Annotated in this window: 15 protein-coding genes; 5 read left to right on the top strand and 10 right to left on the bottom strand. The window is 63.5% G+C overall.

Annotated features, from left to right (window positions below; all coding sequences use genetic code 11):
* Nucleotides 1-199: 199 nt before the first annotated feature.
* Complete coding sequence (locus tag NKI29_RS11840) at nucleotides 200-1,258, bottom strand: D-TA family PLP-dependent enzyme (RefSeq protein ID WP_352724515.1); 1,059 nt, start codon at nucleotides 1,256-1,258, stop codon at nucleotides 200-202.
* Between the two features lie 145 nt (nucleotides 1,259-1,403).
* Between NKI29_RS11840 and NKI29_RS11835 the strand changes: the two genes are divergently transcribed.
* Nucleotides 1,404-2,090, top strand: a complete 687-nt coding sequence (locus NKI29_RS11835; protein ID WP_352457149.1) for a D-lyxose/D-mannose family sugar isomerase — start codon at nucleotides 1,404-1,406, stop codon at nucleotides 2,088-2,090.
* A 269-nt stretch (nucleotides 2,091-2,359) separates the two neighbouring features.
* Here the strand turns inward: NKI29_RS11835 and NKI29_RS11830 are convergent, their stop codons facing one another.
* The 6 genes from NKI29_RS11830 to NKI29_RS11805 all read right to left on the bottom strand — a co-directional run bounded on the left by NKI29_RS11830 (nucleotide 2,360) and on the right by NKI29_RS11805 (nucleotide 8,307).
* Nucleotides 2,360-3,148, bottom strand: coding sequence for an RDD family protein (locus NKI29_RS11830; protein WP_352724516.1), 789 nt, complete (start codon nucleotides 3,146-3,148; stop codon nucleotides 2,360-2,362).
* Nucleotides 3,149-3,212: 64 nt separating this feature from the next.
* Nucleotides 3,213-4,244, bottom strand: coding sequence for a stage II sporulation protein M (locus NKI29_RS11825; RefSeq protein ID WP_352724518.1), 1,032 nt, complete (start codon nucleotides 4,242-4,244; stop codon nucleotides 3,213-3,215).
* Entirely contained in the window at nucleotides 4,241-5,545 is a 1,305-nt protein-coding gene (locus tag NKI29_RS11820) for a DUF58 domain-containing protein (protein ID WP_352755168.1), read from the bottom strand. Before NKI29_RS11820 ends, NKI29_RS11825 begins: the two co-directional genes overlap by 4 nt.
* A complete protein-coding gene (locus NKI29_RS11815; protein WP_352755170.1) occupies nucleotides 5,542-6,498 on the bottom strand; it encodes an AAA family ATPase in 957 nt (318 codons plus the stop codon). The genes NKI29_RS11820 and NKI29_RS11815 overlap by 4 nt, the downstream gene beginning before the upstream one ends.
* Entirely contained in the window at nucleotides 6,485-7,684 is a 1,200-nt protein-coding gene (locus tag NKI29_RS11810) for a DUF4350 domain-containing protein (RefSeq protein ID WP_023674433.1), read from the bottom strand. Before NKI29_RS11810 ends, NKI29_RS11815 begins: the two co-directional genes overlap by 14 nt.
* Nucleotides 7,681-8,307: a DUF4129 domain-containing protein gene (locus NKI29_RS11805; protein WP_352590445.1), complete on the bottom strand. Its 627-nt coding sequence runs from the start codon at nucleotides 8,305-8,307 to the stop codon at nucleotides 7,681-7,683. The genes NKI29_RS11810 and NKI29_RS11805 overlap by 4 nt, the downstream gene beginning before the upstream one ends.
* A gap of 257 nt (nucleotides 8,308-8,564) precedes the next feature.
* On the opposite strand from NKI29_RS11805, the gene NKI29_RS11800 reads away from it, so the two are divergent.
* On the top strand, nucleotides 8,565-9,221 hold the full coding sequence (locus NKI29_RS11800) for a hypothetical protein (RefSeq protein ID WP_245274617.1): 657 nt from the start codon (nucleotides 8,565-8,567) through the stop codon (nucleotides 9,219-9,221).
* Nucleotides 9,222-9,416: 195 nt separating this feature from the next.
* Entirely contained in the window at nucleotides 9,417-10,046 is a 630-nt protein-coding gene (locus tag NKI29_RS11795) for a hypothetical protein (protein WP_156937262.1), read from the top strand.
* Between the two features lie 65 nt (nucleotides 10,047-10,111).
* Here the strand turns inward: NKI29_RS11795 and NKI29_RS11790 are convergent, their stop codons facing one another.
* The 3 genes from NKI29_RS11790 to NKI29_RS11780 are packed head-to-tail and all read right to left on the bottom strand — an operon-like array spanning nucleotide 10,112 to nucleotide 12,845.
* Nucleotides 10,112-10,888 carry an N-formylglutamate amidohydrolase gene (locus NKI29_RS11790; protein ID WP_031211164.1) on the bottom strand — a complete coding sequence of 259 codons (777 nt, stop codon included), beginning with the start codon at nucleotides 10,886-10,888 and terminating at the stop codon, nucleotides 10,112-10,114.
* Nucleotides 10,888-12,201 (bottom strand): type I glutamate--ammonia ligase, encoded by a 1,314-nt coding sequence (locus tag NKI29_RS11785; RefSeq protein WP_352796303.1) that lies wholly within the window; start codon nucleotides 12,199-12,201, stop codon nucleotides 10,888-10,890. The genes NKI29_RS11790 and NKI29_RS11785 overlap by 1 nt, the downstream gene beginning before the upstream one ends.
* On the bottom strand, nucleotides 12,198-12,845 hold the full coding sequence (locus tag NKI29_RS11780) for a cysteine hydrolase family protein (RefSeq protein WP_352571496.1): 648 nt from the start codon (nucleotides 12,843-12,845) through the stop codon (nucleotides 12,198-12,200). The genes NKI29_RS11785 and NKI29_RS11780 overlap by 4 nt, the downstream gene beginning before the upstream one ends.
* 150 nt (nucleotides 12,846-12,995) lie before the next feature.
* Here NKI29_RS11780 and NKI29_RS11775 point away from each other — a divergent pair, with 150 nt between their 5' ends.
* Together NKI29_RS11775 and NKI29_RS11770 are read left to right on the top strand one after the other, a co-directional pair.
* Nucleotides 12,996-13,718 carry a LuxR family transcriptional regulator gene (locus tag NKI29_RS11775; RefSeq protein ID WP_352571495.1) on the top strand — a complete coding sequence of 241 codons (723 nt, stop codon included), beginning with the start codon at nucleotides 12,996-12,998 and terminating at the stop codon, nucleotides 13,716-13,718.
* Nucleotides 13,719-13,801: 83 nt separating this feature from the next.
* Nucleotides 13,802-14,464: an acyl-homoserine-lactone synthase gene (locus NKI29_RS11770; RefSeq protein ID WP_352571494.1), complete on the top strand. Its 663-nt coding sequence runs from the start codon at nucleotides 13,802-13,804 to the stop codon at nucleotides 14,462-14,464.
* Nucleotides 14,465-14,793: the final 329 nt, after the last annotated feature.

Genomic DNA, 14,793 nt, shown 5'->3' with positions numbered 1-14,793 from the left:
CCGGCCATCTCCCCCTCCAGGGGGGAGATTGAATGTCACGTATCGTTTCGCCAATCGCGAATGTTGAAAGAGAGGCGCTACCGGCGAAGCTACCGATCTCCCCCCTTTGAGGGGGAGATGGCCGGCAGGCCAGAGGGGGGCGCTGTCCCATAAGCGTTTGAAGGATTTTGTACCTGAAGCGCACGCGCTCCAGCTGGACTCACCCCATCCGCCCGCGTGCTGCCACCGGCAGCGTTTCCAGCACCTTGTCGCCTTCGATCAGATGCACCTCGTCGAACAGGTTGGTGACGACGCAGCAATGGTCGGGCACGACGCGCACGCGCTCGCCGATGCGAAGCTCGGCGCCGCCTGACAGCGTGACGTTGCCGTGCTCTTCGCTGAGGCTGGTCACCCTTGCGCCTGAAATGCCCAGCAGCTCGCCGAAATCGGCGAGCCCCAGCGTATCGCTGGAGAGCGCCTTGCTGCCGGCGTCGAGGATGGCGCGTATCGGCGTTGGGTGGCTGACCACCGTCGACAGCACCGTCAGTGCGCAATCGTCGAGGCTGCCGACGCCTTTGGCGACCTGGTAGCGGTCGAGATAGATGTAGGTGCCGGGCCGGTATTCGGTAACGACGCTGTGCTCGCCGGAACGCCACATATCGGGTGTGCCGCCGCTGGAGATGCGCTCGCAAGCAAGGCCGGCTGCGGCAAGTGCTTGCTGCGCATCGGCGAGCCACGCCTCGGTCTCGGTGGCGCGGCCCGCCCCCGGGTAGGTCATCAAGCCGCCGAAGACGAGCCCCCGGACCTTGTCGATCTCGCTCGCCAGCGCGACTGCCTCGCCGGCCGACTGCACACCGCAGCGGCCCATGCCGGTGTCGCATTCGACCAGCACCGGCAGGCGGTGGCCGGGATCGGTAAAGGTGGCGGCAAGTCCCATCAGCGTGTCCATGCTGTCCGTTGTCACCGACAGGGTTACGCGGCCGTGCAGCGCCTTGAGGCGCTCCAGCTTGGCCCGCCCGAGGATATTGTAGGGCAGAAAGATGTCGGTCAGTCCGGCGTCGGCCATGACCTCGGCCTCGCCGATCTTCTGGCAGGTGATGCCGACGGCGCCGGCCGCGATCTGCTTCTTTGCCCAGTAGGGCAGTTTGTGGGTCTTGATGTGCGGCCTGAGCTTCAGCCCGTGCCGGTCGGCATGGGCCTGCGCCCGCGCGATATTGGCTTCGGCGCGGCCGGCATCGATCAGGATCGCCGGCGTATCGAGGTCGTCTATGCTGCGCATGGTCTCACCATCGGAAAATTGGTTGACCTTATGGCCCTGATCGGACCGCATGTCATGGGGCCAGCGACAGCAGTTTGCATCGACACCGGATGGGCGTTCGGCTATGCGGTTAGCGCTTGGAACGCGACGGGAAGGAACCACGACCATGAAACGCTCCGCCATCAACGACATCATCCGCGACGCCGACGCCTTCATCCGCTCTTTCGGCTACATCATGCCGCCCTTCGCCTACTGGACCCCCGAAGAGATGAAGGCGCGTCGGCAGGATTCGTCGGCAATCTTCTCCTCCCGGCTCGGCTGGGACATCACCGACTACGGCCAGGAGAAATTCGACGAGCTCGGCCTGTTCCTGTTCACCGTCCGCAACGGCCGCTACGAGGACATGAAGAAGGGCATGGGCATGCTCTATGCCGAAAAGATCATGATCTCGCGCAAGGACCAGTTGTCGCCGATGCATCGCCACAACATCAAGGCCGAGGACATCATCAACCGCGGCGGCGGCAAACTGGTGCTGGAGCTGTTCATGCATGATCGCGATGGCGGCATCGATCCGAAGGCCGAAGTATCGGTGCCTGTCGACGGAACCATCCACAGACTACCTGCGGGTGGGCTCCTGAAGCTCGACCCAGGCCAGAGCGTCACTTTGCTGCCGGGTGTCTGGCATGCCTTCTGGGCCGAGGGCAAGGACGTGCTGATCGGCGAGGTTTCGACCGTCAACGACGATCTCACCGACAATGTCTTTCGCGAACCAATCGGCCGCTTCGCGGACATCGACGAGGACACAGCACCGCTGCACCTGCTGGTGTCCGATTATGAGAAGTGGGTGGGGTAGGGCAGGGTGGCATTTGAACCGGCCTCATGAGAGGGGCTCATCAGGTTCGTCGGCGCCGCCCCTCATTGCCCTGCCGGGCATTTCTCCCCGTATAGTGACGGGGAGAAAGACGCTATCGCAGATGGTTTCGCAAACTGGCAGCGTTGCGGAATAGTGGTCGACATTGCGTCTATCTCCCTTCTCCCCGTCACTATACGGGGAGAAGGTGCCGGCAGGCGGATGAGGGGCAGCACCGATGCTTGTCGCTAGCTGCACCTGTTCGGCAACTGCTACCGCGCATGCTTGTCGGCTCTGCGGTTGCCCAGCAGCAGCTTGCGTTCGAGATGCGCCCGTAGCTCGCCGTAGTAAGCCGTCAGGAACGGGCGCGGGTCATGGGCTTGGGGTGCTGCGCCGATCTTGCGTGCGATCGTTTCGGCAACCGTCCGCAGGGCGAAATAGTCGTCGCGGCGCAGCACCTCCTCCAGCTTGTGGAGTTCGGCAATCCCGTAGGCATCGAGCTGGGCGTGGCTGAACCGGAAGGCGCCGGCCGCCGGATCCTGCCGTGCCGACAGGTCTTCAAGCAAGGCGCGCTTCGGCGCCTCGACCACCCAGGTCCCCGCCAACAGGTCGCCGATCCGCATGCGGTCTCGATTGAACAGCGGGAACAAGGCAAACAGCAGCGCCCACACCAGTCCGAACACCGTCGTCAGCGTGTCGGCGAGGTCGGTCCCGCTGCGTCCAACGATGATCGACAGCGGCAGGAACACCTCGATCTCGCGCATCAGGTTGCGGGCGATGACCTGGTCGATCGACAGGCCGTCTCCGCTGCGCGACGCGACCCGGATGCCGACGATCCGCTTGCCGGGCGTAGCCGCGCGCCGGCCCGCTTCGAAAACGATGAAGTAGGCGTTGCGCAGAAAGAAGATCAGGATGATCCAGACGACGAAGAGCGGCTGAAATCCCTCGCTGCCAAGGCCTCCCACCCCGAACAGCGCGACGATCGTGATCACGATTGCAGCCACGGCGATGAACACGATGTCGAGCAGGAAGGCGGAGGCCCGCGTGCCGGCGTCGGCCAACTTTATCCGGAGATCGACGCCTTCGGGCGTGATCAGCGGCCGTATAGCCGCGAATGCGGCGCGTTTAGCGATCGCCATGCCGCACCGCCCGGAACAGGTAGAAATAACCGATCCACAGCACCAGCATGCCACCGCCAATGCCGTAGCGCGTGACGTCGCTGGTGATGGTCTGCCTGCCAATACCCTCGAGCAGCCCGGCAAACAGCAGCATGACCGAGACCCCGACCATGGCGTTCGCGGCGATGCGTCCGGCGCGAGCCGCTGCCGCCATGCGTGTCAATTCGCCGGGAGAGGCGATGCTGGTGCCGATGCGCATGCCCGCCGCGCCGGCCAAAGAGATCGCGAACAATTCGGTGGTGCCGTGGATGGCCAGCCAGCCGCCGAGCTCCATGCCAAGCCCCTTGGACCAGTAGACTTGGAACAACGCCCCGATCATGCAGCCGTTGTACAGCATCAGCAGCACCGTCGGCACCGCGAAGGCGAAGCCAAGGGCGAAGGCCAGGATTGCGACCTGGACGTTGTGCGTGAACAGATAGGCGGCAAAGCCTGAGAGAAAGCCATTGTCGCCATCATAAAGCATGCCTCGCAGCAGCTCGGCCGAGGTGTCGGGGCCGCGGCCTCCTGCCAGGCCGGGCGGGATGATCGCGTCGAACCAGCTCTTGTCGGATGCCACCAGCCAGGCGCCTGCACCAATGCCGATCACCATCAGCGCGACCGACGCCAATGTCTCGCGCCACAGGTCGCGAATGGCTTCGGGCCAGTCATGCAGGAAGAAATCGGCGAGGCGCTGCCGCAGCCCGCGGCGTGCGCCATAGAGATAGAAATAACCGCGCAGCGACAGTGCTTCGAGATAGGCGACCAGCGCGTTGTCGAGCGAGGTCGCCCGTGCCACGGAAAGGGAAGACAGCGCCGATCGATAGAGCAGCGGCAGCGACAGCAGCTCCTCTTCGGAAAGCGTCCGCGGCGCACGCTTCTCGACACGCGCCAGCAGCGCCTCGAATGCCTTCCAGTCGGCCTCGCGCTCGCGGCGGAAGCTGGCCAGCGACTGGCGTACCGCGTCGCCGCGCATCGCATTGCCGCGTACCGGCGCCGTCACAGCAAATCCTCCTGCTTGAACTGCAGATAGCGCTCGACCAGCGCCGGACCGAGCCGGTTGTGGTCGGCTTCGATCACATGCGCCCCGAGCAGGCGCAGCCGGCCGATGACGACCTGCCTTTCGCGCAAGAGCCCTCCGGCAACGACCGCGCGGGCAACATCCTCGCCGGAGCGTGGCGGCAGGTCGGCCAGGCCCTCCAGTTCGGTGTCCTTCATCATCATGAACAGCACGAGATGTCGTTCGGTGAGCCGGCCCACGGTGCGCAGCATCAATTCCGCACTGATCGAATCGACGAAATCGGTGAAGATGATGACCAGCGAGCGGCGGTCGAGCCGCGCCGCCAGCGTCGTCAATGCCAGTGTGAAATTGGTCTCCTCGCTGGAGTAGTCGATCTCGGCGGCCCGTTTCTGGATCATCGCAAAGCTGGCGGGGCCGCGCACCGCGCCGCTCGAAACGCGCGGCCTTGCATCGAAGCCGAACAAGCTGACCATGTCACCGCCCTTCAGCGCGATGAATGCCGACAGCAGGGCGGCCGTCACCGCCCGGTCCACCTTCGGCACACCGTCAACCGGTTCGCACATCAGGCGTCCGCTGTCGATGGCCAGCACGATGTTGTTGTTCTCCTCGATGCGGAACTCGCGCGCCAACAGCTTGCCGTGGCGGGCGCTGCGCTTCCAGTCGATCATCCGCCGGCCCATGCCCGGCTGGTAATCCTTGAGCGCGTCGAACTCGCGGCCTTGACCGGCGCGGCGCTGCGCATGGCCTTCGGCAAGCGCCGCATGTTGCAGCAGCGTGATTGCCTCGCCGCGAGCGCTGCTGACGTCGGGCAGCACCGCAACCTTGCTTTCCACCGGCAGGACGACCTGGTTCCAGACCAGCCCGAACGGCCCGCGCCAGCGCACCCAGAGACGGTCGAAGCTGGCGACGCCGCGCCGCAGCGCCTGGAAGCGAAGGTCGAGCGAGCCGCCTCCGCCGGTTGGCAAGGCCCCGCCGCTGCCGTCCACCGGCGCCAGCCGCACATCGTGGCCGACGCGGGCCTCCGCGGCGCGCGGCCGCGAGTGACGGGCGGCAATTTGCACGCCGAACTCGCCGCCGACACCGACCTGCTGCGGCGCATCGATGCTGGCATTCAGCGATGCCCGCCCGCGTCCGGCCGCTGCATCCACCGCCAGGAAGGCAAGCAGCAGACAACTCCACAGCAACCCCAGATACCAGAACGACGGCAGTGCCAGCGCGACCAGGAAGGCCGGCACCGCGCCGGCCGCAGCTGCCCATACCGCTCGGCCGCTGGGATAGATCAACGTGGTGCTTCCGTCTGGTCGACCAGGTCGGAGACGATCTGCTCGACCAGCCGGCCATCGATCTGTGCGGCGGGCGAAAGGATGACGCGATGACGCAGCGCCGGCACCGCCAGCGCCTTGACGTCGTCGGGGATCACATAAGCGCGTCCGTCCAGCGCCGCCCGGGCACGCGCCGCCCGCGCCAGCATGGCGCCGGCGCGCGGACTGGCCCCGACCTCCAGATCGGCATTTTCGCGCGTAGCCCGAACCAGCGCCGCTATGTAGCCGACGACATTGTCGACAAGGGTGACGGAGCCGACGACTTCAAGGGCCTCCTGCAGCGTTTCGCGATCCGTCTGCGCCTCGATGCCATATTGCGCGATGTCGTGCGAGGCGGAGCCGCCGCCGTGATGGACGATAATGGCTCGTTCTTCCTCCGGGCCGGGATAGCTGACGTGGTGCTTGAACAGGAAGCGGTCGAGCTGCGCCTCCGGCAGCGGATAGACGCCCTGGTGCTCGATCGGATTCTGGGTCGCGACGACCATGAAATTGCGGCCGAGCGAATGCGTGGTGCCGTCGAAGGTGACCGCATGTTCCTGCATCGCCTCGAGCAGTGCGGCCTGCGTCTTGGGCGGCGTGCGGTTGATTTCGTCGGCGAGCAGGAGATCGCAGAAGATCGGGCCGCGCGTCAGCGTGAACTGCCCGGTCTGGAAGTTGTAGATGTTCGACCCGACGATATCGCCGGGCATCAGGTCCGGCGTGAACTGGATCCGCCCGTAGGCGATCCCAAGCGCCTGGGCGAAGCAGCGCGCCGTCATTGTCTTGGCCGTGCCCGGAGGACCTTCCAGCAGGATATGCCCGCCCGCAAACAAGGCGGTCAGCATCAGGTCGACCGTATCGTGCTGCCCGGTGATCGCCTTGGCCACTTCTTCCCTGATCCGTGTCGCCAGGGCCTTCACATCATCGACGTTCACCGAGCCTCCTTGCCGTCCAGTCATGCAGCCGTTCTGCTGCCTGTTGCATCTGCGTCAGATTCTTCGCCTCGCCGGCCGCTTGCGAGCGCGTCGTGAAGCCGCCAGCTTGCTCCTTATCGCGAGAGTCGAGCCAGTGGTCGAGCGCTTTGCCTTGCAACCCTTGCGGTGCGCCGAGCAGCGCGCCGGCGCGCACCCGCATCAAGGCCGCATAGCGGCCTCCCAGCTCGTCCAGCCGGCCGGCACGCCGCATGAGCATCGCCGTCGTATCGACCAGCGCACGCTTGCCGAAGGCGATCGCGCGCTGGTCGATACGCGGCGGGCCGAACCGGCCAAGGCCATGTAGGAACGCCAGCGCCGCAGCGATCAGGATCGTCAGTGTCAGCGCCAGGAACGGCGGCTCGACCAGAAGCTTGGCCAGATCATACTTCCGCCCCGCGCCGTGCAGCGTCAGATCGAACATCACCAGGCCGTCGTCGGGCTGGAGCAAGGCAATCAGCCCGAGCGCGGCTGCCGCCTTTTCGGGATCCTTGAGGGCGGCGTTGTTGATCAGGTCGGGGTCAGTCAGGATATAGAACGGCTTGTCGTTCAGTTCGGTAAGCACAGCCTTGTCATTGCCGGCTGCGATGAGAGGGTACTTGTCGGCCACCCACTGCAATTCTTCGGGTGCGGCAACCATGTTGCCTTCGATGTCGAGTTGCTTTGCCGTGCTCTGGCCGGCACCGATCTTCGCATCGGCGATGCGGCCAAGCCATTCGTTCACCACCGAACCGGGCAATCGCCCGAATTTCATGTTCCAGCCTTCATGCCCCTGCAGCGGCAGGATCTGCCATTTGGGCAGCACGAAAAGCGTGTTCTGATCCTGGCGAAGATTGAGGATGTGGTCGAGCGCCTCCGGATCGCTATCGGGCGAGATGGTGACGATCAGCAGTATATCTCTGGCAAGATCGTCTTCGGTCCGCGCCATCAAGGGCGCTTCGCCGGTGAGCCGCAGCCATTCCGCCAGGCCGGCGTAGCCGACGCCGCTTTTCGATAGCGGCGTGGCGCCGCCATTGCCGGGTTGCCGGAAATCGGGAGCATAGGTGGACAGCAGGAAAAAACCGGCCGCCGCAAGGAGGCTGGCGAAAATCCCCCAAAACAGTGTCTTTCGATTGAACGGCTCCTGTGCCTCGACCGTCGGTGCACTCACGTCCAGGCATCCCGGAAGGCGAAACGTTCATAGGCGCCGCGCGCCTGCCGCCAGCCTTCCGCGCCGACCGGCCGGCGCGCGAACAGCGCCGCCTCGACAATGCGGGCGATCTCGGTAAACGCATGGCGTGCCCTTCCCGGCAGGGAAGGGGCATTGGCGATGTCGCGCGCGGTGAGCGACGGGCGCAGGAAGTCCGGCAGCCGGCCGGCGATATCGGCGACGCTGCGCCGAAGCAAAAGGTGAACCGCCTCGTCATAGTCGCCGCGTGCGGCCAGCGCATCCGCTTGCGACAACAGGATCTGCGCGGCGCCGGCGTCTGGGCGCCAGGTTTCTTCGTCTTCGACTTCCGGCCGCGCGCGCTGCCACGGCAGCCGCCAGGCGATGCCTTTCACCTCAAGGAAGACCAGAAGCAGGATGATTGCGACGCCCGATATCACCGCCCCCCAGAACAGATAGATCATGTAGGGACCGAGCCACGACAAAAAATCCTGCAGCGGTTTCAGCCACTCGGGCGGCTTCGGCGGCACATAGGCCGGCAGGTCGAACTGGATCGATTCGTCGGCGATCAGCTGCTTGTGCAGATTGGTCAGCCGTTCGGCTTCCGCTGTGCCTGGCTGTGCCACCGCCACCCGCTCCCCTGCAACCTGTGGTTCCCAGCCGACACTGACAATGCAGCGGAACAATTGCAAGTGGGCTGGACGGCGACCACCAATCTTGGCAGATTTACCACCGGGGCCGCCAGCCATGCGGCGGTGAGGCAGGGGGAAGCATCATGACATCAGTGACACTGGAACGGCCGAACAAATTTCGCATCGGCAGGGTTTTCAACGACAGCTTCGCTGTCATCAGCCGCAATCCAGTGCTTTGCCTTGGATTGGCCATGCTGTTCTCAGGCTTGCCTACGCTTCTTTACCAGCTTTGGATTTGGAAATGGGCGACCAACGTCGAGGCTGGCGTTCCGGAGTTCTCAGTCCAACGAATCACTGCCACGATCGTTGGCGTGTTGGTTTCCATGACACTGTCGGCAATCCTGCAGGCGGCGCTGGTGCGTGCCGCGATCGAGGATCTGAACGGCAAGCGACCATTGATTGGCGATTGCCTCAAGACGGCAATCTCTCTCCTGCTGCCGGTGATAGGCATCGCGGTGCTGGTGAGCCTCGGCGCCGCCGCCGGCGCGATGCTTCTGCTCGTTCCCGGCATCATATTGTGGCTTCGTTGGTCTGTCGCTGTGCCTGTTTTGGTTCAGGAAAGACTGGGGGTCTTCGGCAGCATGAAGCGCAGCCGGGAACTTACCAAAGGAAGCCGCTGGGCTCTGTTCGGATTCTGGATTGTCCTGTTCATAGCTGTGGTGCTGATCCAGGCCGTGCTCAGCCGTGCGATCATGGTCTTTGGCCTAACCACCGGCATATTTCTTGGCGCCCTGGTGACAGCGATCGTATCCATTGTGACGTCGATCGCCCCGGCAGTCAGCTATGTCGAGCTGCGGCAAGTCAAGGAAGGCACCAGCGTCGAAGACTTGGCGGAAATCTTCTCGTAGCGGCAAGGGATTTGCTGCCTTCATCGCGTCAGGATCGGTCTGGACTGGATAGGTAATATCGTGGCGTCAATAACGCTGGACCAGCCCAACACATTTCGTATCGGCAGGGTTTTCGGCGCCAGCTTTGCGGTCATCGGCCGCAATCTCGCGCTCTGCCTCGGGCTTGCCCTGATTTTCTACACCTTGCCCAGATTCGTGTTTGCGCTCTGGTTCTGGAAATCCGTTACGAATATCGAGCATGGCGTTGCGGAATTCTCGGTTCAACGGCTCGTGCTCACGGTCGTTGGCGCGATCGGCTATGTGGTCCTTATGGCTTTCCTGGAGGCGGTGCTGACGCGCGCTGCGATCGAGGATTTGAGCGGCAAGCGGCCGTCGATGCGAGATTGTATGGGGACAGCCTTGGCGCTCCTGCTGCCGGCAATCGGCATTTCGCTGATTGTCAACATCGGCTTCACAGTCGGCCTCGTGCTGCTCATCGTTCCGGGATTGTTGTGGTTGGTTCTCTGGGTTGTAGCGATACCGGTTCTGATACAGGAACGTTTGGGAGTATTCGCGAGTTTGGGCCGCAGCCGCGACCTTTCCAAGGGGAGCCGCTGGCGTCTGCTCGGTCTCTGGTTTCCCCTATTCGTGGCTTCGGTCGCAATCAATTTTGCGTCGGACCGCGTCCTATCTTCCTTAGGCATTACGCTCGGGTTCTTCCTGGACGCCTTGCGGGGCGCAGCCGAGCAAGTCGTATTGTCGATCGCCGCAGCGGTCAGCTATGTCGAATTGCGGCAAGTCAAGGAAGGCACCAGCGTCGAAGACTTGGCGGAAATCTTCTCCTGAGGACGCGTGGAGGCTTTTCACCGACGGCTCGGGGCTCTCGCGTTGCGCTACTGAGCCGAGCTTGTTCACAAAGCCTGTGTCTGCGCCGGCAACGCCGCCGCCAGCCGCTTCGCCCATTGCTCGATGCCGGAGCGGCTCGCCAGCAGGTCCTGCCTGATCTCGATAAGGACCGCGGGAATGCCGCGATCGTCGCCATGGACCGGTATGGCGTAGTCGCCGTCGCGGCTGATCACGTAGGGCTCGTTTGCCGCGGCGTTGAGTGCACTGTCGGCGCGCAGGCCGGCAAGCACTGCCTGGCCGAAATCGACTGCCCGATCGTAAAGCACGCCGGCGTGCCAGGGCCGTGCAATGCCGAGGAAGACCGGCGTGAAGGAGTGGATCGTCGCGATCCGCGTCGGTCTGCCCTGCTTCGCCCGGCCATCGAGGTGGGCGGCCACGCGGTCATGGAACGGCGCGAACATGACTTCGGCACGCCGGCTTCGTTCCTCCGGATCGAGGCCGACATTGCCGGGGATGTCAGTGCCTTCCGATAGCACCGGAATGCTGCCGCTGGAACCAAGCGGCCGGTTGAGATCGATCAAAAGCCGCGAATAGGAGCTGAGGAAAGCCGGAGCGTCGAGCAGTCTTGACAGAACACGAGTCACTTCGGCGGCGCCGATGTCCCAGGCGATATGGCGCTGCAAATGGCTGCTGTCGAGACCGAGCCGCGCATACTCTGCCGGAATATGATTGGAAGCGTGCTCGCATATCAAAACGATATCGGAACGCCCCGTTTCGTTGATTGCTTCGACCGCTGGAAGCCAACCTTCCGGTAGGATGGCGTTAGCAAGCGGCTCAGCCATCAATACAGCGTCCGGTAGAGATCGCAGACCGCCACTGGGTCGAGACCAGCGAGGCGCTCGGTCTCATGCCGCTTGAGGCCGACAAAGGTCTCGACGAACACCGGCGCGAACCATCCGGTGACGGTCTTGTCGGCAACGAGCGCGTCGAGTGCCGCAGGCAGCGTTTCCGGCAGCCGCACGAGGCCAAGCTTCTTGCGCTCGGAACCGCTCATCTGCGTCGGGTCGCCCGAGACAAGCGGCGGCGCCGGCAGCTTGGCCTTCAGCCCCTCCAGCCCGGCGCGCACGATCGCCGCCAGCGATAGATATGGATTGCCCGTGGCGTCGGCTGCCCGGTATTCGATGTTGTACTGCCGCGCCGGATCGCGCCCGCCGATCGTCACCGTCGGGCAGATGCGCAGGCTCGCCTCGCGGTCGCGATCGGCAAGCCAGGTGTAGGACGAGCTCCAGCTATGCGGCTTCAGCCGGTAGTAGGACGACACACTCGCCGCCGTCATGGCGGTGATCGCGGGCAGGTGGCGCAGCACGCCGGCACAGAACGAAGCGGCACGGCTGGAAAGGCCGCCAGGCTGGGCCGGATCGTAGGTCGCCGGCTTGCCGGCCTCGTCGACGAAACTGAAATGGATGTGGACGCCGTTGCCGACGGCATCGGGCGCGGTTTTGGGCGCGAAGCTCGCCCGCCAGCCGGCACATCGCGCGACTTCGCGCGTGATCTCGCGGATGGCGACGGCGCGATCGGCCGCGGCGAGCGCATCGGCCGGCTCGCATGTCACCTCGAACTGGTCGGTGCCGAATTCGGCGATCACCACTTCGGGCGCGACGCCGGCTTCCGCCAGCGCCGCCATCAGATTGGCGGCGAACGGGTCGGCGCGGCGCAGTGCTGCCAACGACATCGAATGAGCCGGGCCGAAGTCGCCCTCGATATGGAATTCATGCTCGAAGGCGGCGATGACGGAAAGCCCGGCCGCTGCCTTCAACTCAGTAAGCGCATCCTTGAGCATGGTCCGCGTACAGCCGACCCACGGGCTGCCGTCGAGTTCGACGATGTTGGCGGCGACCGTGTCGAAGGGCGTCGCCGATCCGGTCAGCGCCGTGCGGAACCGCGCGTTGAGATCGGGAACGAGCCGCACATCGCCGGACGAACCCCAGGGATTGGGATCGACGATCGAGTTGAACGGCGTCAGCGACAGATTGGCCTGCAGCCAGCCGACGCCGGTCGCGGCGATCTTCTGCAGCCTGCTTTCGACGACGGAGCGGCCGCGCGTGATCGCCGAAAGATCGGTGGTGACGACGGCAACCAGCGGTTCGACGGTCATGCAGCTTTTCCCAAGGCTTCGAAACGGGCAGTAACGATGGCGGTATCTGCGACCCAGCAATAGCCGCCGAAAGCCTCGAGCGCGCCATCATGGCGCTCCCGCGTGGCGGCGGCGCAGGCATCCGATACGCAGGTGACGAGATAGCCGCGATCGGCGGCATCGCGCACCGCCATGTCGACGCACTGGTCGGTCATGATGCCGGCGACGACCAGGTAACGCACGCCGAGGTTTTTCAGGACATAATCGATGTTGGTCGAGTTGAAGACACCCGACGATGTCTTCGGCAGCATGATCTCGTCGCCGACCGGCGCCAGCGACGGCACCGGCAGCCCCTCCGGCCGGCTCGGCGCGATATGGATCGGCGTCAGCTTGTGGTCGAGCGAGCGGTCGCGGCCGTCCTCGGTCAGGCTCTGGATGATGGTATGGATCACCTCGACGCCGTTGGCCCGCGCCGCCGCCAGCAGGCGCTCCTGGTTGGGGATCGTTTGCGACGCCGTCTGCCGGTAGAAATAGTGGTCGGAACCGCGCTCCGGATGCGCCGGATCGGCACCCGGCTCCAGCCAGACCCGTTGCATGTCGACCAGCAGCAGCGCAGTTTCGCCAGCCCGGAACGGCTCGTTTCGTTTCGGCAATGCTGGCGTCATGCTTGGTGGTCCTGCTTCGCTGATCACGTCTGGCTGATTTAGCTGATTTTGGTCCACGCGTCCTGCGTCGCGGACACACTTATTGGGAGTATTCGAAGTTGCTAATTTGAGTTAAACTTTGTTTTCGGCGTGGAGACGGGGGTCTCTGTCATGATCGATTCAGATGTGTTCGACTTTGTCGAACGCTGCAGGAAACACACAGCTACCGGGCCGCTGCTGAGCGACCTGCTTGAAACCGTGAGGAATCTCGGCTTCGAGCACCTTATCCTGAGCGGCGTGCCGCTTGGTGGCCAGAAGCTTGCACCGATGGTCGAACTGAATGGCTGGCCGGCCGGCTGGTTCGAGCGCTATGTCGAGGCCGATCATGCCGCCGTCGACGGCGTTTGCGTTTACTCGGCAAAGACCTTGAAGCCGTTCCTCTGGTCCGAAGTCCCGGCAAAGTGGTCGGATACGCAGGGCTCGCGACGCGTTGCCGGCGAGGCGACAGAGTTCGGCATCTGTAGCGGCTTCGCCGTACCGATGCTCAGCGTTCATCATTGGCAATCCGTGCTGTCGTTTGCGTCTTCCACGAAGTCCTGCACCCTGTCGCCGCGCCATCAGGTGCAACTGGTGACCATGGCGGTATACGCGGGCATGTCGATCCAGGCCTTGGCGAATGACGACGATGACCACGAGGGCGTGCTGACCGACCGCGAAAAAGAAGTGCTCTTGTGGGCCGCGGCTGGCAAGACCTCATCGGAAACCTCGCAGATCCTTGGCCTGACCGAGCGCACGGTCAAATGGCACTCGACACGGGCTCGCGAGGCTTTTGGCGTCGCAACGACCACGCAGGCGGTCGTCGAGGCGGTGCGCCGGCGTCTGATCCACCCCTAAACGCGTCAACTGTCCCATCGGACAGGTGACGTATATTAGCGCGACTGCGAGTATCCCGTTGAGAACGATCGGGGGATCGCGCCATGATAACGGCCCACGTAGTCAATGCGCATAACAAGCATCTCTATGAAAACGAATTCGACGAGTTTCTGCGCCGCCGGCACGACTTTTTCGTGCACCAGAAACATTGGCGCCCTCCAAGCCCGGACGGTCGCGAGCTGGACCAATTCGATACAGACGCGGCGACTTACCTGCTCGGTATCGAAGATGGTCGTGTGGTGACTTCGGCTCGATTGATCCCAACGAGCGAGCCGCATATGGTCTCGGAGGTCTTTTCTCACATGTGCGAAAGATCGGGCGTCCCGAGGCGTCCCGATTGGGCCGAATGGACGCGCACATTCGTCGTTCCCGATAAACGAACTGCTGGACTGAGGGGCACGCTGACGCAGCTGTGCTGCGCGGTGATGGAATACGCTCTCGACGAGGGCCTCAGCGCAGTCGGCGGCATCCAGGAAACCTACTTCATGCCGCACCACGGTGCGCTCAAATGGCGGGCCGAGCCGATGGGCATGGCCAGGGAAGAAAACGGCGAGTGGTACATCGTCGCCTATATCGAGGTGAATGAGGCGGCGCTGTCGAGCGTGCGGAAGATACTAGGGGTTGAGCATTCGTTGTTGGTTCGGTGTGGAACGCAAATACCGTTCCTCCTAGAAACCAGCGTGTCATTGGTCTGTAATCGGGTCTAAGTCTAATGGTTAACTGGGAGGGTAATTATGTCTGTCATTCTTGCGTCAGCCAGAATAAAGGAAGGTCAGCTCGCGGAACATTCGGCAAATGTGAAATGGGAAAACAATGTGTTATCATTTGAAATTGCAGAAAAGTACAAAGGGCATTTTGTGCCAATAGTATCTCACTGTCATAACGTTCCTCATGTAACGAGTAGCTATTGGATCAAGCAGGTTGGATCGGAATACATCGTCGTGATGCAGTCAGCTCAGGACACAAGTGGAAGGGTATTTCCGCCTACCGATTTCACGGCAGTCATAGTTTCCACCGTCTAGTGAAGGCGCCGCCA

The organism is Mesorhizobium sp. M0678 (genome assembly GCF_040320505.1).
Lineage (GTDB): Bacteria > Pseudomonadota > Alphaproteobacteria > Rhizobiales > Rhizobiaceae > Mesorhizobium.
The sequence above is the reverse complement of the archived record's forward strand: the minus strand, read 5'-3'. Positions and strand labels throughout refer to the sequence as shown.